This is a genomic window from Paenibacillus sp. FSL L8-0494 (assembly GCF_038003695.1).
GTDB classification, from domain to species: Bacteria; Bacillota; Bacilli; order Paenibacillales; family Paenibacillaceae; genus Paenibacillus_AQ; species Paenibacillus_AQ odorifer.
This window is the reverse complement of record NZ_JBBOPQ010000001.1, coordinates 1088106-1112177: the sequence shown is the minus strand read 5'-3', so window position 1 is coordinate 1112177 and position 24072 is coordinate 1088106. Positions and strand designations below refer to the sequence as shown.

At 45.0% G+C, this 24072-nt stretch carries 18 protein-coding genes and 1 riboswitch; of the genes, 3 read left to right on the top strand and 15 right to left on the bottom strand.

The window, feature by feature from the left end:
• Window positions 1-80: 80 nt before the first annotated feature.
• The 3 genes from NYE35_RS04910 to NYE35_RS04900 all read right to left on the bottom strand — a co-directional run bounded on the left by NYE35_RS04910 (window position 81) and on the right by NYE35_RS04900 (window position 3230).
• Window positions 81-1187 carry a Glu/Leu/Phe/Val family dehydrogenase gene (locus NYE35_RS04910; protein ID WP_038568887.1) on the bottom strand — a complete coding sequence of 369 codons (1107 nt, stop codon included), beginning with the start codon at window positions 1185-1187 and terminating at the stop codon, window positions 81-83.
• Window positions 1188-1391: 204 nt separating this feature from the next.
• Window positions 1392-2324, bottom strand: a complete 933-nt coding sequence (locus NYE35_RS04905; protein ID WP_036680844.1) for a manganese-dependent inorganic pyrophosphatase — start codon at window positions 2322-2324, stop codon at window positions 1392-1394.
• A gap of 99 nt (window positions 2325-2423) precedes the next feature.
• Entirely contained in the window at window positions 2424-3230 is an 807-nt protein-coding gene (locus NYE35_RS04900; protein ID WP_052096796.1) for an AAC(3) family N-acetyltransferase, read from the bottom strand.
• 168 nt (window positions 3231-3398) lie between these two features.
• On the opposite strand from NYE35_RS04900, the gene NYE35_RS04895 reads away from it, so the two are divergent.
• Window positions 3399-4376 carry a ring-cleaving dioxygenase gene (locus NYE35_RS04895; RefSeq protein WP_038568883.1) on the top strand — a complete coding sequence of 326 codons (978 nt, stop codon included), beginning with the start codon at window positions 3399-3401 and terminating at the stop codon, window positions 4374-4376.
• Window positions 4377-4435: 59 nt separating this feature from the next.
• Here NYE35_RS04895 and NYE35_RS04890 read toward each other — a convergent pair whose 3' ends face one another.
• Entirely contained in the window at window positions 4436-5137 is a 702-nt protein-coding gene (locus NYE35_RS04890; protein WP_036680840.1) for a YjjG family noncanonical pyrimidine nucleotidase, read from the bottom strand.
• Between the two features lie 169 nt (window positions 5138-5306).
• Between NYE35_RS04890 and NYE35_RS04885 the strand changes: the two genes are divergently transcribed.
• Window positions 5307-6242 (top strand): MraY family glycosyltransferase, encoded by a 936-nt coding sequence (locus tag NYE35_RS04885; protein WP_038568881.1) that lies wholly within the window; start codon window positions 5307-5309, stop codon window positions 6240-6242.
• Between the two features lie 521 nt (window positions 6243-6763).
• Here the strand turns inward: NYE35_RS04885 and NYE35_RS04880 are convergent.
• The 9 genes from NYE35_RS04880 to qoxA all read right to left on the bottom strand — a co-directional run bounded on the left by NYE35_RS04880 (window position 6764) and on the right by qoxA (window position 16292).
• Window positions 6764-7285, bottom strand: a complete 522-nt coding sequence (locus NYE35_RS04880; RefSeq protein WP_076179883.1) for a mismatch-specific DNA-glycosylase — start codon at window positions 7283-7285, stop codon at window positions 6764-6766.
• Between the two features lie 39 nt (window positions 7286-7324).
• Entirely contained in the window at window positions 7325-7879 is a 555-nt protein-coding gene (locus NYE35_RS04875) for an RNA 2'-phosphotransferase (protein ID WP_076274038.1), read from the bottom strand.
• Between the two features lie 354 nt (window positions 7880-8233).
• A complete protein-coding gene (locus tag NYE35_RS04870) occupies window positions 8234-10276 on the bottom strand; it encodes a hypothetical protein (protein WP_341120277.1) in 2043 nt (680 codons plus the stop codon).
• Window positions 10230-11132, bottom strand: coding sequence for an ABC transporter ATP-binding protein (locus NYE35_RS04865; RefSeq protein ID WP_036680830.1), 903 nt, complete (start codon window positions 11130-11132; stop codon window positions 10230-10232). The genes NYE35_RS04870 and NYE35_RS04865 overlap by 47 nt, the downstream gene beginning before the upstream one ends.
• Window positions 11125-11514 (bottom strand): GntR family transcriptional regulator, encoded by a 390-nt coding sequence (locus NYE35_RS04860; RefSeq protein ID WP_341120275.1) that lies wholly within the window; start codon window positions 11512-11514, stop codon window positions 11125-11127. Before NYE35_RS04860 ends, NYE35_RS04865 begins: the two co-directional genes overlap by 8 nt.
• 888 nt (window positions 11515-12402) lie before the next feature.
• On the bottom strand, window positions 12403-12693 hold the full coding sequence (gene qoxD, locus NYE35_RS04855; protein ID WP_036680878.1) for a cytochrome aa3 quinol oxidase subunit IV: 291 nt from the start codon (window positions 12691-12693) through the stop codon (window positions 12403-12405).
• A gap of 4 nt (window positions 12694-12697) precedes the next feature.
• Window positions 12698-13294, bottom strand: coding sequence for a cytochrome aa3 quinol oxidase subunit III (qoxC, locus tag NYE35_RS04850; RefSeq protein WP_036680826.1), 597 nt, complete (start codon window positions 13292-13294; stop codon window positions 12698-12700).
• Entirely contained in the window at window positions 13291-15234 is a 1944-nt protein-coding gene (gene qoxB / locus NYE35_RS04845; RefSeq protein ID WP_036680823.1) for a cytochrome aa3 quinol oxidase subunit I, read from the bottom strand. The genes qoxC and qoxB overlap by 4 nt, the downstream gene beginning before the upstream one ends.
• A 38-nt stretch (window positions 15235-15272) precedes the next feature.
• Complete coding sequence (gene qoxA / locus NYE35_RS04840; protein WP_036680822.1) at window positions 15273-16292, bottom strand: cytochrome aa3 quinol oxidase subunit II; 1020 nt, start codon at window positions 16290-16292, stop codon at window positions 15273-15275.
• A gap of 486 nt (window positions 16293-16778) precedes the next feature.
• Here qoxA and NYE35_RS04835 point away from each other — a divergent pair, with 486 nt between their 5' ends.
• Window positions 16779-17915 carry a polysaccharide deacetylase gene (locus NYE35_RS04835; RefSeq protein WP_076104213.1) on the top strand — a complete coding sequence of 379 codons (1137 nt, stop codon included), beginning with the start codon at window positions 16779-16781 and terminating at the stop codon, window positions 17913-17915.
• 1306 nt (window positions 17916-19221) lie between these two features.
• On the opposite strand, the gene NYE35_RS04830 is transcribed toward NYE35_RS04835, so the two are convergent.
• Both NYE35_RS04830 and NYE35_RS04825 read right to left on the bottom strand, forming a co-directional pair.
• Window positions 19222-20928, bottom strand: coding sequence for a methyl-accepting chemotaxis protein (locus NYE35_RS04830; RefSeq protein ID WP_076104212.1), 1707 nt, complete (start codon window positions 20926-20928; stop codon window positions 19222-19224).
• A 200-nt stretch (window positions 20929-21128) separates the two neighbouring features.
• A complete protein-coding gene (locus NYE35_RS04825) occupies window positions 21129-23693 on the bottom strand; it encodes a DUF4430 domain-containing protein (RefSeq protein ID WP_341120273.1) in 2565 nt (854 codons plus the stop codon).
• Window positions 23694-23863: 170 nt separating this feature from the next.
• Window positions 23864-24066, bottom strand: a riboswitch (cobalamin riboswitch).
• Window positions 24067-24072: the final 6 nt, after the last annotated feature.

Below are 24072 nucleotides of genomic sequence, written 5' to 3'. Positions count from 1 at the left end.
GTAGAAATAAAAGAACATAAAAAACTCGGCAGTCCCTCCGAAGTTGTAATCGGATGGAGCTTGCCGAGTTTTTTTACAGCTTATCCCCGCAGCGATCTTCTGGTAAGTGCATGTTGACCATTACGCAGGAAGGTGCTGCGGCTATTTCTTAATAGCGCTATCCGGTCCTCTGCAAGCTGGTTCGCAGCGGCATAAGTAGGTATTCCGTTCAAACGGGAAATTTCCATTACGCGGGTAATATTATCGTAAATCTTCGCCACCTGCTTAAAGGCACGTTCCTTATTATAGCCGTTCAGCTCGTCCGCAATATTAATGACGCCACCTGCATTAATCACGTAATCTGGAGCATATACAATCCCCATCTCATGAAGTGCATCACCATGCGAGGAATCCTTCAGCTGATTATTAGCAGCTCCTGCAATCACTTTCGCCTTGATTACCCGTAAGGATTCGTCGTTAATTGTCGCTCCAAGAGCGCAAGGAGCATAAATATCACAATCTACACTGATGATATCGCCTGGATCTACAGCCTTAGCGCCATAGGCCTCTACTGCACGTTGAACGGCTGGTTTATGGATGTCCGTTACGATAAGCTGTGCTCCTTCTTCATGAAGATGTTTGCACAGTGTAAAGGCCACGTTCCCCACACCTTGAACAGCTACTGTCTTCCCTTCGAGCGAATCACTGCCAAAGGCGGCTTTAGCGGCTGCCTTCATTCCTTGGTAAACACCGTAAGCCGTTGCTGGTGACGGATTGCCCGAAGAACCGTACGTAGGTGAGGTGCCAGTAACATAATCTGTCTCTTGATAAATAATGTTCATGTCCTCTTCCGTAGTCCCTACATCTTCAGCAGTTATGTACCGTCCATTTAAACCTTGTATGTATCTTCCGAAAGCACGGAACATGGCTTCATTTTTATCCTTCTTGGGATCTCCAATGATTACTGTTTTCCCACCACCCAAATTCAGGCCGGATACTGCATTTTTATAGGTCATCCCTTTTGCTAATCGAAGCGCATCAACAATAGCTTCCTCTTCCGTAGCGTAGGTCCACATCCGTGTTCCACCCAGTGCTGGTCCCAGTGTCGTGTCATGAATCGCGATGATCGCCTTTAATCCCGATGCCTTATCCTGACAAAATAATAATTCCTCGTAGTCGTCCCGTTCCAATGCTGCAAACAATTCCATCTCCAATATCCCCTATCCCTTTGTCATATTCCTCATGCTGGTTCAAAGTTCATGCAATTAGAAGAGGATCAGTTGGATCCCCTCCCAAAATATTGTAGCAGAATACGCCGTAAAACAAAAAGAACTCATGTCACCATCTTAACTACTGATGGGGCATGAGCTCTTTTTATCCAATCTACTCTCATAGACAACTGTCAAAATGCTTTACAGTTTAGCAATCGTCTCTGTAAGTACCGGTACGATTTGTGATTTACGGGATACTACACCTTTAAGAAGGGCTTTATTGTCATCAAGCTTCACGTTGTACGCCTGTTCTACTGCACCTGCAACACGGCCCAGAGCCAGACCCACCGAATCGTTGTTGAGGATATCTGTAACTACGAACAGGAACAGATCCAATTCTTTTTCAGCAATAATGGAAGTCAGTGCAGTTTCCAGTTCAGCCTGCTTGGAGAGTACATCATTAACGTCAACCGCGTTCACTTGGGCGATTTCTACTTTGTATTCACCCATTTTGAATTCCTTAGCATCCAAGGAGATCAGTTGAGCGATACTCTTGTCGCTAAGATCAGCACCAGCCTTCAGCATATCAAGGCCGTAGCTTTCTGCATTTACACCAGCGATTTCAGCCAATTCGCGCGCTGCCGCTACATCTTCAGCGGTGCAGGTTGGAGATTTAAACAGCAAGGAATCAGAAATGATTGCAGACAACATCAATCCGGCGATGTCTTTAGGGATAGCTACACCGTTTTCTTTATACATTTTGTTAAGTATAGTAGCAGTACAGCCTACTGGCTCAGCACGATAGTATAACGGATGTGCAGTCTCAAAATTAGCGATCCGGTGATGGTCGATAACTTCAACTACACGCACTCGATCAATGTCATTCGCACTTTGTTGGCGTTCATTATGGTCAACAAGAATAACCTGATTAGCTTCTCCAGCTACGTTCTCTACCAGACGAGGAGCCTCTACTCCGAAATGATCAAGCGCAAATTGCGTTTCACCACTAACGTCTCCCAGACGAACTGGCTCAGCATCCCAGCCTAATTCTTTTTTGAGTGCTGCATAAGCAATTGCCGAACAAATAGTATCCGTATCCGGATTTTTGTGTCCAAAGACCAATGTTTTTTCCATTTCCAATCTCCTTACTATGTTTTAGTGAGATTAATATACCATACATTGATAGCGGCTTCCAGATTGTGCGGGCTGAAAAATTGGTTTAGCCTCTCCCACCTATGGTTGTTCACGTCTGGTCTTTGGAAGCGGATCTGGTTTGGACTCACCATGCAGCGGTTCATTATCGGAGAAAAGATCAGGATTCTCTTTTAGCATCAGGCTTAAAATATCCGTCGTTTCTACTGTTCCACACACTCTAACTAGCGCATCCCCGAAATTCCCCTTACGCATGGCACCGCCTTCCTCAAGCTCGCGTTCCACTTTCCAAAAATGCTCCGACCAAGAGAGACCACAATGTCTGCGAGAAGGCACCATGATTTCATCGCCACCCGGCGTCACAGTATATAATTCCTCATGACTATCCGTCATTCTGCCCGGAATATCCACCCACTCTTCAATACCGTGAATGAACGTATTCCGCCGCAGATCGACGCCCAGCAGTACTATTTCCGCCTTACGATCAAGCAGCTTGCCCCATACTGAACCACGGGCGCATGGCGTATCCCAACGTTCATCCCCTGCAGTAAACGCCTCAGCATCAACACCCAAAGCCGCTACAGAATGAGTCGGATGCCAAGAGCGAACAACGCCCGGACGTTTTCTGAACAGCTCCGGTAATATCCCAACACAAGATGGGGAATCTTGAACAGAGAAGCGTGGATTATCCGCATTAATATAAGCCCATGTATGCGTTGGCAAAACAAGCAGCCCGTCCTTCATATATTCGCTGAGTGCATCCAGCACCGTGTTCGCACCTCCTTCTACTTCGCCAACACTTTTTAACGAGGAATGAACTAGAATGGTCCCCCGTGGATCAATCTCCAACTCCTGTAATTGTTTCATCAAGCTTGTTGTTGTGTGCACTTATACTCTCTCCTTATGTATGAATTAAATTTCATGAAACATTAATATCCACTTGCAAAAGTTTGTTATTACTATTAAAATTATAGTAACTTAATAATATTCACCAATAATTCTATCGATATTAAAAATAATCCACAAACCCTAAGCATTTACACGGAGGTAACTACCATGAGCTTAACGTTAAAAGGACTTCACCATGTCTCAGCTATTACTGGCAAAGCACAGGAGAACTTTAAGTTCTATACAGAGGTACTCGGACTTCGTCTCATTAAAAAAACAGTAAATCAGGATGATATTTCAGTGTACCATTTATTCTATGGAGATGAGAAGGGCAATCCCGGAACCGAATTAACCTTTTTTGAACTTCCGATGGCGGGCCGCAACCGCGAGGGCAATAACAGCATCTCCGCCCTCTCCCTTCGAGTCCCAAGCGATGCCGCACTTACCTATTGGGAGCAACGCTTCACCGAGCTTAACGTGGAGCATGGGACGATACAGGTACTTGGTGGACGCCAGACTTTATCCTTCCGCGATCACGAGAGTCAACGTTTCATTCTCGTATCCGACGAAAATGATAACGGTGTTGCCGGCGGTACTCCTTGGGCTAAAAGCCCAGTGCCTGCCCAATATGGCATTGTAGGCTTAGGTCCCGCACATCTCACAGTCGAAAGTGCAGAACATACAGCGGTGGTGCTGGAGCAGTTGCTTGGCTTCCGCCGTATAGGAACCTACCCTTCAACAGTTGCCTGTCAGCCAGATGTGATCGTATTCGAGACCGGTGAAGGCGGGTCAGGCACTGAGGTACATCTGGAGGAACGCAATGATCTGGATCAAGAGCATTTGGGACGTGGCGGGGTACATCACGTCGCCTTCCGCGTCGATAATGAAGACGAATTGAAGCAATGGATCGAACACATCCGCCAGGCACAGCTTCCTAATTCCGGTTTCGTCGACCGCTTCTACTTCCGTTCCCTCTATTTCCGTGAGCCTAACGGCATCCTTTTCGAGCTAGCTACAGACGGACCAGGTTTTGCTACAGATGAGCCTATGGAAAGTTTAGGTGAATCGCTTGCGCTGCCGCCATTTCTGGAATCGAAACGCCAGCAAATCGAGGCGTATCTGAAGCCGCTGGATACTCGGCAATAAACCTCTTTCAGGTTACTAAATAAAAGGTGTGAGACGCTTATGCGCTCACACCTTATTTTTTATTGAAGGTTAGTAGCTTTCCCTACAATATCTAGTAGCTCCGAGAGGTTTCGAATTTCGTATTTTGGCTGAACGCCGGACTCATTAATCTTACCGAGCGGGTTAAACCAGCAGGTATCAATCCCATAATTAATTCCGCCTTGAATATCAGAGGTTAAGGAGTCACCCACAATCAATACTTTTTCTTTATCCTCAATCCCCAATTTGGCAAAAGCGTAATCAAAAATCCCGGTCTCTGGCTTCTGACATCCTGCCTCCTCTGAGATAATGATCTGCTCAAATGTATCACTCAGCAGCGAGCCTTGGATTCTGGAAGTTTGCACATCCTTGATTCCATTCGTGATAATCGCCAGGCGGCACTCTGCAAGCTCTCCGCATAGCTCGATCGCTCCCTGCATCAGAAAGGTTCCTTCGCCTAAGAAACGTAGATACGCCTCACTAAATGATTCAGGATCAAGCTCAAGCGCATGTGCAGCAAACAACCGATTGAACCGCTCTACCCGCAGCGCCGCAGATGAAATCCTTCCTTGTTCTAAATCCCTCCACAATGCGTGGTTAATCTCTTGATAACTGGCAGCATAATCTGCTGCACCTGTGGGCATCCCAAAGTGTAGAAAGGCATTAGACAACGCGTGACTTTCTGCCATTCCATAATCAAACAACGTATCGTCGGCATCAAATAAAATAACATCGTATTTCATAAATATCCCCCAAAGAGCTTTTCTCAACAAGGTACTACAGCGATGCTGGCAAGTCAACTTCACACCTCTCACGACAAAATTTTACTTTTTTAAGGTAGATTTAATCGATCTGTGGTATTTTAAAAAGAAAACGGTGGTGAGCGTCATTTTATACGTTTTATCATTTCTAATGTCATTTCTTATCGTCTACTTTCTAATTCCGCCGCTCGGCAAGCTTGCTTTTCGGCTTGATTTTGTGGACAAGCCTCGGCAGGACGTTGAGCGTAAAATTCATAGAGAGCCCATTCCGCTAACGGCCAGCTACGCAATATTTCTCGGATTTTTTGTTACTTATCTGGTGTTCGCGCGTGATTTCTCCATGGAGACTGTCGCATTATTTGTTGGTGGAGTACTGTTGCTGACCATAGGCACGGTGGATGATTGGTACAAAACGAAGGGCAAAGATTTCCCAGCCCTGCCCAAGTTAATTGTACAAGTTAGCGCAGCGATCCTGGTTTATGCTTCTGGCAACGCCTTTACCGGATTTTACAATCCATTTTCAGGTGATTATATCATTTTGCCAGTCATTCTATCGTTTCTGCTGACGATTATCTGGATCTTCGGCGTAACCACTGTTATTAATTTCTCGGATGGCATGGACGGTCTAGCTGGTGCCTTGACGGCCATTTCGGCGGTTACGTTATTCGTAGTCGCACTGGCGAAGGGTCAATCCTCATCTGCCATTATGGCAATTTCGCTGATTGGCGTTACGCTTGCTTATCTGCGCTACAATAAGCCGCCCGCCAAAATCTTTATGGGCGACGCCGGGGCAACCTTTCTCGGCTTCATCCTTGCGGTAATTGCACTCGACGGCGCGTTCAAGCAAGCCACCGTCCTGTCGCTGTTCATCCCTATTCTGGCGCTGGGCGTACCGATCTTCGACAACATTTTTGTCGTAGTCAAACGTTTCATCCAAGGCAAGTCCATTTATCAAGCCGATGCCACCCAGGCTCATTACCGCCTGCTTCGGGCGGGCCTGAACCAGAAGCAGGTCGTTGCCGTGCTATGCCTGATTAGTGTTTGTCTATCCTTATCCTCTATCATTCTGCTGCTGATCGAGACTTAATGTATTTTAGGGACTAAGGGCATGTCTCATATACTGAGACTGCCTTTTGAAGTTATAAAACGAGCAAGATTCCGATATGGAATCTTGCTCGTTTTGTGTTGGAGGGTAGCGAGAGATAGCTAAGATGCGAGAGTTTGCCAGAGCTTGCGAGATCTACGGGATCTACGGGATCTACGGTGATCTGCGGTGATCTACGGTGATCTACGGATCTACAGGATCTGCGGATCTACAGGATCTGCGGATCTACAGGATCTGCGGATCTACGGATCTACGGGATCTACGTAGATCCATGGCCAACTCCCCAGCTTTTACTCTTACGGACTCAGGCGCCGTTATTGGCGGATTTTCGGCCATTTAGTGGTGATTTCGGACTCCAGAGACGCTATCTACCCAAAATAGTCTCATATTCAGTCTATTTCTACCCAATAGCTGCATTGGAGTCCGATAGCACGCAAATTAGAGTGATTTGTTACTTTTAGCGACTCCTGTGTCCTTTAGCACCCTAACTCCAAATACATCAATCACCCATCGTTCTCTTGCGTAAACTCGGCTAATCTGCGATAAATTCCAACGATCTCTTCCATCGGCATTCTAACTAATCCGCTGGAAGAGGGTGCAACAAATTCACGGACACCATCTACCTTTGGAGGCTCGCCCCCTTGAAATCCCCAGTTAGCTTTTGTTCTGCGACTAAACTCTGTATACACACCCTTACCTACAAAACAGGCGACTTGAGGCCGATATTTCTCCAGCTTGGAGCGAAGCAATTCCCGACCCTCCTGGTATTCTTCACGAGTAATATCGTCGATTCCCCGTGTGGGACGGGCAACAATATTTGTAAACCCATAGCCCAGCTTAAGCAAGTCCCCATCCTCAGACGCATCATACAACCGGGGAGTAAGTCCAGACTGATGTAATATTCTCCAAAAATTATTCCGCGGATTCGCGTAATGATGTCCTACCTCGCCAGAACGGATACTAGGATTGAACCCAATAAATACAATCTGTAATCCGTGATCTAAGTGATCTGGAATTTCATCCATGTTATTATGCCTCCTAACTAAACGTCGATCTAGTTCAACTTACGGGGTAAACCCATTAAGACAGGAAGGCGGTATATGACCTGCCAACCAAACCTTATTACCCGCATTATAAAAGGTTGCACCCATTTGACCCGCTCTAATCGTATCAACGGTTAACAATATCAATTTCCCTCTGCGACTTCCGGCTAAACTGGCAAAATGAGTCCCTTCAGACAAATGAACATACTGCCGTCCCATCGATTGGAGTCCCTCCTCCAAAATCACAGAAAGCACACCAGAATGAGTTCCGTGAAAAAGTACAGCAGGCGGAGTCCCCGGCTCATAAGTGATTTTTGTATGGCTATGCCCGTACCGGGCTTTGATCCGGTCATCAACGATTTCCAATCGTTGCTTGTCGCAGCCTGCGACCACTTGCCGAATATCTCCCACAGTCACCTCTGACCATCTAGGAGTGCTGACAATAACAGACAGCAAATCATCCAACCTACAGGAACCATCCTCTGGATCCAAAATAAGACCATATTGCTCTGGGGTATGCCGCAGCAGCTTAGTCATAAATTTACTTAACGATACTTCCGCTGTATTGCTTAACATTATATTTCCACCTCAATGTTCCCTATTTATATTATTCTACAGTAAAAGATCTGCCGAAGCAGACTCCAGAGGCATTACAGCAATCGCACATCCATGTATTACCTCTTAATATGCAAAAAAAGACCATGGACTCTTTCGTCCATGGTCGGGCTTCACCTAAATACAGAACTCCTTACCAGTTAATACAGCAATGTTATTTTACCGGAAACGAATATACTGGTTCAGAGGCTGACCTGAAAGGTCCATTTCATCCTTATCCTATCTCCAAAAGCATAATCCAACTATCCAGTTTATGTCAACCAGTAGTCTTTTATCTGTAATCTTTTATCTGTAATCTTTTACTTACTTCTTAGCTTATTTCAGCAATGCTTTCAATTCAGATGTCATATCTGATTCTTTTAACATTACGAAATCGCTATAACCCTCTTTGTACATCAACTTCACAATGTAGTTGCCATTCTCAACACCATAATGGAAATGATGGGCCAAAACATCTGTTAATAGAACCTTATCCTTCGTAACAGCCGTACGATTCTTTTCACGCGCAAGCGCTACTCTTTGTTCAGGACTAGTAGGGTTCTTAGGTGTTTTCTCGTCCATATAATCATCTTTTATAATCTCTGCCGATTGGATATCTTCAGCTGTTATTCGTATTTTATCGGCATAACCTTTTTCGTTCATCCATTTCTCTAACTCATGAAAAGTTGACTTCCACGGATAATAATAACCATAATCTGTAGAAACTTGATTACTGTTCTCTTTTACCTTTACCTCTACTTGGATATTAGCCACATCAGGTTTTCCGTCCTTATCTATCTGTACTTCGTAGGACATATTCGAAATTTCGCGTTTGATAATCTGCTTTAGCTCTGAAATTTCCCCGGGATCCGAGATGGCTACTTTTTTATTCCTGTTAGTAACCCACATAAAATCCAGGTCTTTGTCTAAGAGAGCTAAATTATACTTTTCATACTTGTAAGCTTCGGTATCCTTAACCGCTTTGAGCTCTGATTCGAACCCCTTTTTAGGGATCCAGTATTCCCTCACTAGCTTGTCGCCGTTCTCCAATTGATAAGCCAGAGTAAAATATTCATAAACATATTGTCGTGACGTATGATCTGGACGTACCGTAACTACCGTTTGATGAAGTTTACGGACAGCTTCTATATAATCTTTATCATCGGAAAAAGGATTCTGCCCCATGTAGGGTGTAGTGTACAAATCATCCGTTGGGGTATACAACCGGTAGTTAGCTCCCATATATACTCCGCTAATCTTATCACCGGAAGGCACTCTGGCTTCATACCCCGTAACACTTGATACCGGGATATACAGAAGTAATCCCAACATTACTGCATAAACTGCAAACTCGGCTACCACTTTACGCGTCATAATCTGCCATGTTTTCCGAACAATCATTTCTGCGGCAACATAACCAATAATGGCTCCGATGGCATATCCACTAATCACCCAGCCCATTTGCTGTTGCTTCATTTGCGCAAAATAATTACCGGCAATAAGCATGGCACATAACATTACCCCTGCTTTAAACAGTGGATTGAAATATCCAAAAGCAATAGCCTGACCCGCTTTTTCCGTATTACGCTTACGGTATAACAGGTAGGACAACCCAATAAATAGAAGTGCCAATACCCCATAAATCCATAATTCTGTATTGGTGAAGGGTTTGCCGGTAAAATAATACACGATATGAACAAAAGGAGACCATATCTGCGAATTGGAATCATGCAAGTTAGAATTTGCATTTGCATAACCATAAAGATACATGGCTAAATGGCTGTGGATTAATGAGATCAGTACAGCAGGAAGAATAAGCAAAATATAAATGATAATTCCCTGAAGAATAGATTGGCCCGTACATATTCCCACAAAAACACTAAAGCAGAAGAGGAACAAAGTCAGAATACTAACTGTGATACACCATTGCCAAATATCTGCGCCTTGAAAAATATAAAAATTCCCACTCCATGGCTTAATAACGGCAACCACCCCAGCAGTTAACCAAACAGGCAGCAACAGTAAGGTAAGTCCACTCGTCAGATGAGCTGTAAATAAATGCTCTCTGCGTAAAGGCAGGCTATGCCAATGATCTGCGGGTGATTTTGCCTGAAGGTATCGGAATAAGAATAGTCCTGCGGCAACTGGGATCGTAATGATAAATAAGGCTTGCACACTACCAGCTATGCGAAATAAATGATCAATTTCCTGCGGTTTTGCATCCGGATTGTTGCTCATGAAGAGCTGCAATGGAAGAGCGAATAATAAGCCGAGTGCATATATAATCCCTATCCAGCCATGCTGGCGGAAGTTCTGGCGAAAAATACTGCTATTAAAGTAGTAATGGCTGCGCGTCATATCCGACATCCCCCATTTCATAAATAAAAATCTCTTCTAACGTCAATGGAAGCAAATCGAATACGTATGGCTCGTACACCTGAAAAGCCGCTTTGATCCGTTCACGATCCCCTTTTACAATATATAGGTTCACACTTCCCCGGCGCTCTTGATGCAGAACTTGTAACTTGGCAGCTAACGGAATCTCATGCCGTTCATCCCGAAACGCCACTTGAATCTTATGTGTATCCGCCTTAAGATCATCCAGATCCTTCTCAATCAACATCTTCCCACCATGCATAATCCCGACATGATCGCACAGATCTTCAATCTCACGAAGGTTATGCGAAGATATGATTACCGTCAGCTCGCGTTCAGCAACCTCCTGGAATAGCAGGTTTTTGATCTGACGCCGCATCACCGGATCTAATCCGTCAATCGGTTCATCCATAATCAGCACATCCGGCATACAGCTTAAACACAACCAGAATGACGCTTGCCGCTGCATCCCTTTGGAGAAACGACTGAGCTTGCGCTTTTTATCGAGCTGAAATACGGTTCCCAAATCTTCAAAACGCTTCTGATTCCAGCTCGGATAAATCGAGCGATAGAAGGCCGCCATTTGCAGCATGGTGGATTGTGGGAAAAAGTAAGGAGCATCCGGCATAAAAATAACCCGTTGCTTAGTCGTGGGGTGTTCGAATACTGCTTCACCATCCACCCGCACGGTCCCCTTATCTGGAGAGTAGATGCCCGCCAATGTTTTGAGCAGCGTAGTTTTGCCCGCGCCATTAGAGCCGAGCAGCCCATAAATTGTTCCTTTATGTACCGTTAAAGAGATATCGTCGACTGCCTTCTCGCCTTGAAATAACTTGCTGACTCCTCGAATCTCAATCATCACTCTTCCCTCCTTCTCTTTGCTTCTCCACTTGTTGGTACAAAGAACTAATCTCAGCTGCGGTAAACCCAAGGTATACCGCCTCCGCCATCAGCCTCAGCAACTCATTCCGGACTTCCGCTTTTTTGATCGCATTTTGTTCTTTTTTCATCGGGGCTACAAAACTTCCTTTCCCCTGTAATGAATAGATATACCCCTCACGTTCCAATTCACGGTAAGCCTTCTGAATCGTATTGGGATTCACGGTTAGCTGCTGGGATAAAGTCCTTACAGAAGGTAGCTGTTCATCCGTCTGCAAAATACCATACAGAATCATCTCCTTGACCTTATCGGTCAGCTGCTCATAAATCGGCTTCCGACTACGAACGTCCAGTTCGAACATAACCCTCCTCCTTCCACTATCTTGCATTAAATCCATTTTGGTGTGTATTAACTGTACTACTATTATTAATACAGTTTGATTTATATGTCAACAAAAAATCCCCAAGATTATCCTTTGGGGATCTATCTATCCCTTGTTATTAATCAAAATTACGTCCGATCGCGCCGAGCCAACCTCACCCCCCGTGGCTTTCGGACCCAGATGACGCTATTCGCACATTTTCCGCCTTTTGAGCGAAGTTTCGGACTCCAGTGCAGCTATTGCCTAAAAAGGCGCTCCTTTTGCGCGTTTTTCACACCAATAGCGGCTTTGGGGTCCGTTACAACTCCAAATGACGCTGATTCCTGCTTTTAAGGTCATCTGAGTCCGATCGCGCCGAGCCAACCTCATCCCCCGTGTATTTCGGACCCAGATGACCCTATTCGCACATTTTTCGTCTTTTGAGCGAAGTTTCGGACTCCAGTGCAGCTATTGCCTAGAAAAGCGCTCATTTTGCGCGTTTTTCTAGGCAATAGCGACTTTGGGATCCGTTACAACTCCAAATGACGCTGATTCCCGCTTATAAGGTCATCTGAGTCCGATCGCGCCGAGCCACCTTTGTCTCCCGGGGCTTTCGGACTCAAATGACGCTGATTTCCACTTTTAAGGTCATCTGAGTCCGATCGCGCCGAGCCAACCTCATCCCCCGTAGATTTCGGACCCAGATGACCCTATTCGCACATTTTTCGTCTTTTGAGCGAAGTTTCGGACTCCAGTGCAGCTATTGCCTGGGAAGATGCCCATTTCCGGGCATCCGCTACAACAAACCTCCTAAGTAAACCAAAAAAAAGAGACGTCCCTAAGCCATTTAGGCATAGAAGACGTCCCTTTGAGTATTAGTTACTGTAATTAAGCATACCAGCCCCATACGAAGATGAAGAGCGTACCGAATATCGTAACTAAACCAACGAATAAGGCATAGGCGATATTGATGTAAAGTTCTTTCTTGGTATCTGCTGATTCACCAATATGCATGAACAGGAAGAGCTGCAAGGAAGCCTGAATGAGGGCTGTAACAAGCAGGATTGCCATGTTCGCAGTGTTGGATAGATCAAGGTAGATTACAGCAAGTGCAGCCACAGAAAGGACAAGAGAGGCTAAGAAACCCATCACATGGCGAATTGGAAACAATTGCTTCATCATGCTACATCAGTCCTTTCAGATAGACGAAGCTGAAAATAAAGATCCAGACAACGTCCAAGAAATGCCAGTACAGCGAGAAGATAAAGGATTTATTGGCCGTAGCCGGATTAATACCTTGACGCTTCAACTGGATTAGAATAGCCGCACCCCACAGGAACCCGAACGATACGTGAGCTCCGTGTGTTCCCAGCAGTACAAAGAGACTGGATAGGAAACCACTGGTTTGAAGTGTAGCCCCTTCGTGAACATAAGTGACAAACTCCATGATTTCGATACCAAGGAAGCCGAGACCCATTAGAAGGGTTAGTCCGAAAAAGACCATCATGGCTTTTTGGTAACCATGCCGCATGGCATGAACCGCAAGACCAATCGTAAACGAACTTGTCAGCAGCAGCAATGTTTCGATCATCACCGGACCAATTTCGAAAAGCTCCGGCCCGCTAGGGCCGCTGGCAAAACGGTCTACCATTACAAAGTAAACAGTGAACAACGTAGCGAACAGTGCAATCTCCGCTCCTAGAAAAACCCAGAAGCCAAAGATTTTATTACTATTCTCTTCTGTTGAGTATTCAAGCGGCTTAGACGCATCTATTTTCATACTGTCTCACCCCGCAATTTCTTTTCAGTAGCAATAACTTCTTCTGCTGGGATGTAGAATCCGTGATCCCGATCAAAGGACATAGCAGCTAGAACAATGAGGATACCTACTCCAGAGAGGATCGCTGGAATCCAAAGACTGAAGACCAGAGAGAACCCTGCGATGAAGAAGATAACACCCAGAATAAATGGTTTTCCTGTGTTGCTAGGCATATGAATCTTAGTAATCTTATCTTCAAAAAGTGGTACTTTATCTTGTTTAGCAGACCAGTATGCATCGCGTGTTTTTACATTTGGAACCACTGCGAAGTTGTAAGCTGGAATCGGGCTTTTCGTTGCCCACTCCAAAGTACGTGCATCCCATGGGTCGCCATCAGTATCTCTTGGTTCGTAACGAGTACTCCAGTAAATGTTATAAACCAGGATTACAAATCCAATCGCGAGACCGATCGCACCTACAAATGAAACCATACTCAGCGGGCCAAATCCAGTGTCCGCAGAATATGTGTATTGTCGACGGGTCATACCCTTAAGTCCGAGAATAAACAGCGGGAAGAACGATACGTTAAAGGAAATAATAATCCACCAGAAGGCATGCTTGCCAAGACGTTCATTCAGACGGAAACCGAATACTTTAGGGAACCAGTAATGGAAACCTGCGATAACGGCAAAGACCGCACCTGGAATAAGAACGTAGTGGAAATGGGCAACCAGGAACATCGTATTATGGTACTGGTAATCGGCACTGGCCATAGCCAGCATGACACCTGTTACCCCACCAATCGTAAAGATCGGAATAAAGGCCAGGGTGTATAGCATAGGTGTCGTAAAGGTTATTCGCCCTTTTCGTAAGGTGAATAGCCAGTTAAATATTTTCACACCTGTTGGTACGGCAATGGCCATGGTTGTAATCGAGAAGAAGCTGTTAACCATAGCACCTTGACCCATTGTATAGAAATGGTGAGCCCATACTAAGAAGGACAAGAGGGAAATGATCAACATACTGAATACCATGGATGTATATCCATACAGGTTCTTTTTAGAGAAGGTGGCGATAATTTCACTATAAATACCGAATGCCGGTAAGACAACGATATATACTTCAGGGTGACCCCATACCCAGAAAAGGTTGGCCCATAACATATCCATACCGCCATTGGCCATCGTAAAGAATTGAGAGCCGAACAGCCGGTCGAACATCATCAACGCAAGTGCTACCGTAAGCACAGGGAATGCGAATACGATAATTACGTTGGTGATCAATACGGACCAAGTAAACATCGGCATTTTCATCAACTTCATGCCTGGTGCACGCATTTTCAGAATCGTTACAATAAAGTTAACGCCTGTGATGAGCGTACCAATACCTGAAATTTGTAGTGCGAGCGAGTAATAGTTATTACCCACCGTTGGACTGAACTCTAGACTTGCTAGCGGGAAATATGCGGACCAACCAGCATCTGGCGATCCCCCGATAACAAACGAAATGTTAAGCAGCATAGCTCCAAAGAAGAAGAGCCAGAAGCTGACAGCGTTCAGACGCGGGAAGGCAACGTCTCTAGCGCCGATTTGCAGCGGAACGATAACATTCATCAGACCGATAATAAACGGCATGGCCATAAAAAGGATCATAATCAAGCCGTGTGTTGTAAATACCTCGTTATAATGCTGTGCGTCAAGAAATTTCATGTCCGGGGCTGCTGTTTGCAGCTTCATCATAATAGCGTCAACGCCGCCGCGGAAAAGCATAAGCAATGCTGCGAGGATATACATAATCCCAATACGTTTGTGGTCAACAGTAGTCAACCATTCGCGCCATAAATATCCCCATTTTTTAAAATAGGTCAGGCCGACAATAATCCCGATCGTAGCCAGAACAATACTTGCCATAGCTCCGTATATCAAGGGTTCGCCGTGGACCTTAAATTTATCCCAATCCATTAGGAATCGCTCCTTTCAAGTTGTTCAATTAACATTGACTAGTGTCCGTCATGTGTTGTGCTCTCTTCTAATGGAGAACTAGGTGTCGGCTCATCCAGTTCTGGATTAGGCTCGGTGTTGAATTCCGTCTCACTGGATGGTGCTGGAGTCGGGTGAATTTCTTTATTATCCTGATGCTCCATGCTTCCGTTATCCGTATCCATTTCAGTGCCACCATTACTCATATGGTCACCATGGCTTCCCGGAGGCGGGCTAAAGGATAAGTGAGTATTCGTATACGTTTTACGTCCGACATGTTCCATTTCCAAAAGACCTTTAAATTCATCTTCCGTCAGTGGACCCGCCGTTTCTTTAACGTCTTTCACCCATTCCTGATAATCCTTATCTGTCATCGCAAGTGTTTCAAACTCCATGTGGGCAAAGCCCTTACCATTAAAGTTCGCATTTCTTCCGACATAAGAACCTACAGTATCAGCTGAAAGATGCAAGGTTGTGATCATGTCGCTCATCGCGTATTTTTGTCCTCCCAATTGTGGGATCCAAAGACTTGAGATTGTACCGAAAGAATACAATCTGAACTCTACAGCGCGGTGAACTGGAATATTAACGTAGTTTACTGTTTCGATCCCTTCCTCTGGATAGCTGAAATGCCATTTCCAGTTAGAGGAGGAAGCATAGATTACAAGCGGTTTCTGATCTTTATAATCCGCTGCAACATTTTCTACATCTACTGTTGTTTTGACGGTGACTACGGAGAGGAATGCCACGATAATAATCGGAATGGTAATCCAGATAGCCTCCAGCCATTTGTTTCCTTCCTCGTGAGGAGGAATATAATCTTCGTTGCTTTTTTTAGCACGGTATTTCAAAAGAACGAAGACATATAAGATGTAGACAACTGCCAGAACACCGAGCATCATAACAATGGAGAGAATGATCGTGTCAGATAAAGTTCTTGCAGCCGGCCCCTTCGGATTCAGAACAGCGATTGAACTGCATCCTGGCAAGAGTAAAATTAGGCTGAGAAATAAAGCGTATAACGGTCCCTTTTTGTTCATGCTTAAGCTCCTTCCTTCAATACTTCTTTTATTAACCCTCAACATTAACCTTTATATATAGTAAGAATTTATGGGGAAGAAAGCAAAAGACTTATTTTTCCATTTAGCCTAAAAAAGACCTTAATAATGGCGAACAAGTTAAATATGTGTGATCAATTTGTTACAAGTTTCTAATAGTATGATAAAGATCACTGTAACGGCGCTGTTTATGGGTTGAAAAATTCCGTTCAAACTTTGTTCAATAGTTTACTAAAGTTGCTAATTTGGACACATCTATTTTGCGCAAAACGGGGTTATTTTAACCATTTTTGTTGATGCGTCAGTATTTAGCCGGAGTTACGTGCTTTTTATGATTGTGGTTGAAATCACAGTTAACTACTAAAAGGTAACAAATTATTCTGCTGGGGGTTACAATCTCTCAAATTTCATTCTATCAATGTATGATAAGGTAATAGACAAATATACATAGATAGGAGATTTTTGACGATGTCTTTAAAGAAAGTATGGCTATTATTAATCGTATTATTCATAGGTTCTGGATCAATACGAGCGATAGATTCAGTGAATGCAGCAGGTGCAGGCTCCCTTAGGTTAGGTGTGAACGATAAGTTAACAACTATTGAAGCAGTTTCGGTAAAAGATACCTATTACGTTCCTCTACGTGATCTGTCACAGGAACTTAAGTTAACGCTAACTGGAGTGAGTGATGGGATAAAAGTTACAGGTCAGAACAGATCAATCAAACTGCTGAATGATCATGCAACAGCTACTCTAAGCGATGGAAAGACCATATCCATGAATACATTTTTGAAAAACGGAAAAACCATGGTTCCACTGAAATTGACTTCTTATCTTGGTTTCGGAATTTCCTTTAAAGCAGATCAAAATTTATTGCGTGTAAAAGATGGCTCAGCTACATTAGATGATGCAACATTTGTGAGTAAATTTAAAAAGGAAATGAAGCCAACCGCAACTCCTGGAACTTCTACGCCAACTGTTGGGAAGCAAGGTAAGACCGTATACCTCACCTTTGATGATGGACCAACGGCCACTACTTCTACATTGCTTGATATTTTGGCAAAATATGATGCGAAGGCAACTTTTTTCATGATCGGACCGAATATGAACCAGCATACTACGCAAGTGAAACGGATTGCGAATGAAGGACATGGTCTCGCATTGCATGGAATGACGCACCGGAAAGAGAAGTTTTATGCTTCACCTGCCGCTGCACTGGGTGAGATGGATAACGATAACGCCATTTTGAAAAAGATTACAGGTCAAAGCACCACACTAATTCGTCCTCCTTATGGAAGCAAACCTTATTTCACAAAGACCTTTAGAGATAAAGTGTTGGCTCAAGGTTATCATCTGTGGGATTGGAACGTGGACTCTGAGGATTGGAAATACAAGGATGCTAGTACGACGATCTATAATTCGGTTATGAATCAGGTTCATAAGCTGCAGAAATCGCAGACCAATCCAGTTATTCTGATGCATGATCAAAAGGCTACACTTAAAGTGCTTCCTCGTATTTTAGAGTCATTGAAAAAAGAAGGATATACCTTCCACGTCATTAGCTCAGATCTGAAACCTCTGAATTTCTGGAAGGATACACGCTGAGTTTTTATTAAAAATCAAGAGGGCATCCCCACAGCTGTGAACTAGCTGTTAGGATGCCCTCTTTTTTTCAGGTCTTGATCTAAAAACTAATTTTTATTTAATCCGATCACATTCGCGCTCCCGAGTTTTTCTATCGGACCCAGATGACCTTAATTGCTGGATTTAGCTATATTTCGGACGCTATCGGACCTCATAGCCGCTATTGATGCGAAATAAACCAGTTTTCAGCGTTTTCCACACCAATAGCTGCGCTGGTGTCCGAAACTTCGCCCCAATGGCGATAAATGGGCAAATAGCGGCGGCTGTGTCCGATAGCCTGTGGGGGTAAGCATAAGCCCACGTTATCGGACCCAGATGACCTTAATTGCTGGATTTAGCTATATTTCGGATGCTATCGGGCCAATAGCCGCTATTGATGCGAAATAAACCAGTTTTCAGCGTTTTCCACACCAATAGCTGCGCTGGTGTCCGAAACATCGCTCCAATGGTGATAAATGGGCAAATAGCGGCGGCTGTGTCCGATAGCCCGTGGGGGTAAGCATAAGCCCACATTATCGGACACAGATGACATTAAACTGGGGAATATCAAGTAGATAGTGTGTTTAAAAAACTAGAGAACAGCCGGGGACACTAGGGTTACGGGGTACAGGGTACAGGGTACGGGGTACGGGGTACGGGGTACGGGGTACGGGGTACGGGGTACGGGGTACGGGGTACGGGGTACGGGGTACGGGGTACGGGGTACGGGGTACGGGGTACGGGGTACGGGGTACGGGGTACGGGGTACGGGGTACGGGGTACGGGGTACGGGGTACGGGGTACGGGGTACGGGGTACGGGGTACGGGGTACGGGGTACGGGGTACGGGGTACGGGGTACGGGGTACGGGGTACGGGGTACGGGGTACGGGGTACGGGGTACGGGGTACGGGGTACGGGGTACGGGGTACGGGGTACGGGGTACGGGGTACGGGGTACGGGGTACGGGGTACGGGGTACGGGGTACGGGGTACGGGGTACGGGGTACGGGGTACGGTTTAACAGGTTACGGGGTACGAGCATACCGATCATCGCCGAAGTTTTTATTGTTTCCATCCCTCTGTCTTGCCTGCCAATAGTGTCGCTGGAGGTCACATAGCATATGTTTGCCCGCAACCTACTGAGACCAACTTACATCTCTCCCACCTTGACCAACTGAGATCAGCTGGCTCGCACTTGCTCCCAATGTGCTAAAACCACAAACAGCAGAGCAGCGATCTCCGTTACTGGAGAACCGCTGCTCTGCTGGTTTTAACAATATTAAGAAGCCTATAGTTTGAAGCTGGACAATGTTTTTTGCAGATCTTCTGCCAGTACTGCTAAATACTGAGCTGAAGCCGACATTTCCTCCATTGCGGATAGTTGCTCCTGACTCGCTGCACTTGTGTCCTGAACACCCTCCGCCCCTTTACTTGATATAACGTTGACCTGTTCCATAGCTGCTGCCACACCTTGTGATTCTAAGGCGACATGAGCAACAGCTTCTCTGATCTCCGCTGTCTGCAAGGTAGCTTCTTTAATGGAAGTCTGAATCTCATGAAACGCTTGAGATACCAGATGACTTTGAACTACGCCATTGGTGACTAGCTCAGTACCCAAAGCCATGGATTCTACTGCGCTTTCGGTTTGCTTTTGGATATGTGTAATAATATCTGTAACCCGCAAAGAACTATTTCTAGTTGCTTCCGCCAGATTACGAATTTCTCCAGCAACTACAGCAAATCCCCGTCCATGCTCACCGGCCCGTGCTGCTTCTATAGAAGCGTTGAGCGCAAGCAGATTCGTCTGTGTAGCAATACCGTTAATCGTTGTAATAATTGTATTAATCTCTTGTGACAATGTCCCCAGATTAGAAACAATCTCCTGACTCTGAGTTACACTGAGGTCAATTTCCTTCATCTGCACAATGATTTGGTCTACAGCCTCTACTCCACGATCCGATGAACCGGAAACTACGCCCATTAGATCCGACATTTCATAGCTGCTGCCCTCTACGGCTGCAATATCATTGGTCATTGCTTTTATGGAACGTGTTGTATTGTTAATGCTCTCTGTCTGTTCATCAAAACCCGCGGCAATCTCTCCAGAAGATACAGCGATCATTTGTGAAGCCAATGAGGTCTGCTCAGCACTAGCGCTCATCTCTTCCGATGAAGCTGACAGCAGTTCTGCACTCTCTGCAATCCCTTGCATCATCTTCCGCAAGCCCTGCAGCATATTGTTAAATGAACTGTTAATTTGGCCGATCTCATCCTTGGCGGTGTACGTTGCTACCACGGTCAAATCTCCATCTTCTGCCCGCTTCATTAGTCCTTGCAGTTCTTTAAGGGGTTTTGTTATCAGTCGAATAATTGCAATACTAATTACGAAACAAATCACCCAGGCGAACGTAATCATTATGGTATTGTTTACCCGCATGCTTTTAGCGGTTGCCATGGAATCTGAATTGTGTTCATCAGCATCTTTAAGCAAAGAATCACTAATTCCTTTAAGTAGGTTGATCATTTTTTCACGGGATTCGTTAAATTCGCCTGAAAATACTTTATAGGCCTCTTGATTATGATTACTATCAGCAATCTTTATAATGTTATCCCGCTGTGCACGATAATCTGGCAAAAAGGACTCATACTCTTTGATTTTACTTACAATAGCAGGATCATTATACTGAATCGCTTTCACCTTGTTCATAAGTTCATTATTATCCTGAACCTTCACTTGAATACTCTCAGAAAGTTCTTTGTTTTTGCTGGCATTTACGCTAATCAAACGCTCCAAAAGATAGGATTCAATAGCCCGATTATTCGTACGCATCTGCCCTACGTAAGAAACAGGCAATAAATTTTCATTATATGTCTCATTTGTCTTTTCGGCCATTCGGGTCATCGTGATGATGCCTATGCCACCTACAACATTCACCATGATTACAGCGAATACCAAAAGCAACCCTATTTTGTATTTCACTTTCAAATTTTTCATCTACACTCCGCCTTCACATTATCTTATGATCTATCTATTTTTATCGGTCGGAAGGGCTAAGAGTTTGATGATTTTTTGAATATTGTGTCGAATAAAAGTATATATTGTCATAAAACGACTTTCCTCCAAATATAAAAAGGGCGGGCACCCGATCCGTTAGTTACTCCGAATCCATGTACCCGCCTAATCAATCCTCTTCCTTATTCTCCAGAGGTATAGTACCAATATAAAGTATCACCGTTCTGCAAAATATAGCTGTCTGCACTTATGCTTGGATCAGCATCCCGGTTCGTTTTATACTTCCATCCGCTGCTTGGGCCTCCGTCAAATTCAGCCAACCCGTCAATAGACTTCACGTAGATGCTTCCAGCGTTGCCGGATGATACTACCTTAGTGCCTAATTGACTGACTAGTAAGCTATAAGCCGTTTCGCCCTCTTTTAGAGCTACTGTTGTACTGGCTAGGATAGTTCCCTTCCGGCTATCTCCAATTACTGAAAGGGTAGCGGTAGCTTTAGCTGGAGCAATAACAGACGATCCAACAGTCAGAGACTGAGTATAACGCGCTACGCTCGGTACGCTGTCTTTAACATAACCGGTAACAGTCATTGTATAGCTATTTGCCGGGAGACCCCCCTCAATAACAGCTACACCTTGTTCATTCGTGATTACCTTCTTATCACCAATCGAAACCTGCACACCTGCAGCTGGTGAGGTAACCGGATCAGAAGTGAAGCTGTCCTGATTCCACACCCACTTTTTCTGGGAAACCTTTACGGTAAAAACTTCATCAGCTTTTGGCTGCGTTGGGGAAAGCGCCACAGAATCTATAACCTGTGTATTTTCACCTGCATAATAGACAAGCACACGATCGGATTCCTGTAGTTCGAACGCATCCATACCCACACTTGGATATATCCACTCCCCGCCGCGTGATACTACGAAGCTCCACCATCCGTCGTAAGTACCTTGCGAAACTCCATGGATACCTGATACAAAGTTGCCATAAGACGATTTGGTGATATCTACTTTAAAATCATCGGTAGACCCTAGTTGCTGCAACGCTTCAAGAGCATTGGAGGCTTTTAAAGTCCCTTCACTAATCAATCCTTCCGGGCCTTCAACGGTAAGAGAAGCTGTTACATTCTTAGAAATTACCTTTATAGCTTTTGTATATTTAGCAATCGTTGGGGCTTTGCCTTCACGGTAGCCAGTTACAGTCAGTGTATAGTCACCTGCGGGCACATTTCCTGAGAATACGGCCTCACCTTTAGCATTCGTCGTTACCGTCTGAGCTCCAATTTGGACCTGAACACCCGCAGCTTTTGCAGTTACAGGAGAGGAAGTGTTCGTAGCAGCGTCCCATTTCCACGTCTTACTAGTTACAATGACGTTAAAAGAATCGCCCTCTTTAAGATTTGCTTTGGAAAGCGTAACGGAATCCACAAGCTTAGTGTCATCTCCGGCATAATAAACCAGTACCTGATCTGAATCTTTAAGTACAAAATCACTCATGCCTACATCGGGATTAATCCATTTTCCGTCACGTGATACAACATACATCCATCCGTCATAACCACCAAAGCTTCCAGCAGCAATACTTCCGATGCCAGTCACATAACTGCCCGAAGGATTCGTGATCGGCAAGTTCGTTTGAAGCGCCAGCTTCTCTAACGCTCCAAGTGCGTTGCCAGCATAGGCGTACCCTTGTGCCAACGTGGCCCGTGGTCCCTCAATCGTTACAGGAGCGTAGATGAGTGAGCTCTGAATGGAGGATTTGGAAAAATCGTATAGCTTACTGTTGCTTCCTTTATACAGCAAATTATAGGCAACCAGCGCCTGAAGCCCTTGCTCTGTCGCCAGAACATTACTGCTTCCACCACGGCTATGGGTGAAGCTACCATCAGCTAGACGATAGCTAAGCAGGTTCTCCATTAGATCCACATTGTTTTTGGTGTATTCTAATCCACTAGGATCAACTCCGAAGGATGTGAGTCCAAGGATTGCTTGTGCGCTACTTTCAACACTGTCACCGTAACCCCCATGGGTATCTTGAGCTGCGGATAACCAGGATACGGCTTGTAGCCCTGCTAAGTAGGCTTCGGGATTATTTTTATGTGCCGCCAGAGCCGTCAAGGTTATCGCTGTCATATCAGGCTCACTTGTGCCTGAGGTTAGTGCAAAGCCCCCATCCGGATTTTGTTTGGAGAGAATCTCCGTAAGAAGCTTATCCACCGTCCATTTCGCGTCACTTGGAATATTATATTTACCAGAATCCAGCGCAAGTAAAGCATATACCGGATTATTAAGCGTCTGTTCACCGAGCTTCCTATTATTATAAATTTTCTCAATCAGATTATAGCCGGGAGTTGATCCATTACCAGCAAAGCTAGTAGGATCTGCACCAATCGCTCTCACTGCGAGCACGATTCGAGCATAATCGGTGACATTGGCAAAATTCCCAGCTGCCTCTTTTACTTTTTTCTCAAGCTCTGAATGGTAACTAGCTGGCAGCTTGTACCCTGCTTGCGCTAATCCAATGGCTTGCCAATCAGATTGCACGCCACCTTTCAAGAGATATTCTGCAGCCGCATAAGTCGCATCCGCAACATTAATCCGTTCCGCAACAGTTGCTTCCAGACCAGAGCCAGCGCTCGCTTCTGCAAATATTTGTCCTGCCGGAACAAGAGATGTTCCTAGAATTGAAATGACCACGAATAAGGCCAGCCCAAGTGCTACAAACTTGGAAGACATGATTTTCTTCATTGTTTAACCTCTTTCTGAATAAGAATGGGTACTGCTGGGAATAAGACGCATAACATAAAGACCGCCCCTTTGGAGGGCGGTCAGGGAAGATTACAAATCGAGGCTGCGGCGCTTGCTTCCTGCCGATAGTCCATCTGTATATGTTCCACATTCTTACCCCACGAAGAATAGAAACGCTCACAAAAAAGGCAGGTCTCCTGGCTAATGCTTCATCGCTGTTCTTCACCTTCCCACCCTACCTTCAGGGCAGTGGCTTATAGAAGAAACGCTCCGCACATACAGTGGCGGGACCGCGCCGGACTCTTGCACCGGACTTCCCTTTTAAGCAGACGACTAGATTGATAGAGTCTGCACCTTTTCCAGTATGTAGTATCTTATT

Bases quoted from the DNA above. Each gene is read 5' to 3' on its own strand.
- NYE35_RS04910 (WP_038568887.1), bottom strand. From the start codon at position 1,187: ATGGAATTGTTTGCAGCATTGGAACGGGACGACTACGAGGAATTATTA.
- NYE35_RS04905 (WP_036680844.1), bottom strand. From the start codon at position 2,324: ATGGAAAAAACATTGGTCTTTGGACACAAAAATCCGGATACGGATACT.
- NYE35_RS04895 (WP_038568883.1), top strand. From the start codon at position 3,399: ATGAGCTTAACGTTAAAAGGACTTCACCATGTCTCAGCTATTACTGGC.
- NYE35_RS04890 (WP_036680840.1), bottom strand. From the start codon at position 5,137: ATGAAATACGATGTTATTTTATTTGATGCCGACGATACGTTGTTTGAT.
- NYE35_RS04885 (WP_038568881.1), top strand. From the start codon at position 5,307: ATGTCATTTCTTATCGTCTACTTTCTAATTCCGCCGCTCGGCAAGCTT.
- NYE35_RS04880 (WP_076179883.1), bottom strand. From the start codon at position 7,285: ATGGATGAAATTCCAGATCACTTAGATCACGGATTACAGATTGTATTT.
- NYE35_RS04875 (WP_076274038.1), bottom strand. From the start codon at position 7,879: ATGTTAAGCAATACAGCGGAAGTATCGTTAAGTAAATTTATGACTAAG.
- NYE35_RS04870 (WP_341120277.1), bottom strand. From the start codon at position 10,276: ATGAAATGGGGGATGTCGGATATGACGCGCAGCCATTACTACTTTAAT.
- NYE35_RS04865 (WP_036680830.1), bottom strand. From the start codon at position 11,132: ATGATTGAGATTCGAGGAGTCAGCAAGTTATTTCAAGGCGAGAAGGCA.
- NYE35_RS04860 (WP_341120275.1), bottom strand. From the start codon at position 11,514: ATGTTCGAACTGGACGTTCGTAGTCGGAAGCCGATTTATGAGCAGCTG.
- qoxD (WP_036680878.1), bottom strand. From the start codon at position 12,693: ATGAAGCAATTGTTTCCAATTCGCCATGTGATGGGTTTCTTAGCCTCT.
- qoxC (WP_036680826.1), bottom strand. From the start codon at position 13,294: ATGAAAATAGATGCGTCTAAGCCGCTTGAATACTCAACAGAAGAGAAT.
- qoxB (WP_036680823.1), bottom strand. From the start codon at position 15,234: ATGGATTGGGATAAATTTAAGGTCCACGGCGAACCCTTGATATACGGA.
- qoxA (WP_036680822.1), bottom strand. From the start codon at position 16,292: ATGAACAAAAAGGGACCGTTATACGCTTTATTTCTCAGCCTAATTTTA.
- NYE35_RS04835 (WP_076104213.1), top strand. From the start codon at position 16,779: ATGTCTTTAAAGAAAGTATGGCTATTATTAATCGTATTATTCATAGGT.
- NYE35_RS04830 (WP_076104212.1), bottom strand. From the start codon at position 20,928: ATGAAAAATTTGAAAGTGAAATACAAAATAGGGTTGCTTTTGGTATTC.
- NYE35_RS04825 (WP_341120273.1), bottom strand. From the start codon at position 23,693: ATGAAGAAAATCATGTCTTCCAAGTTTGTAGCACTTGGGCTGGCCTTA.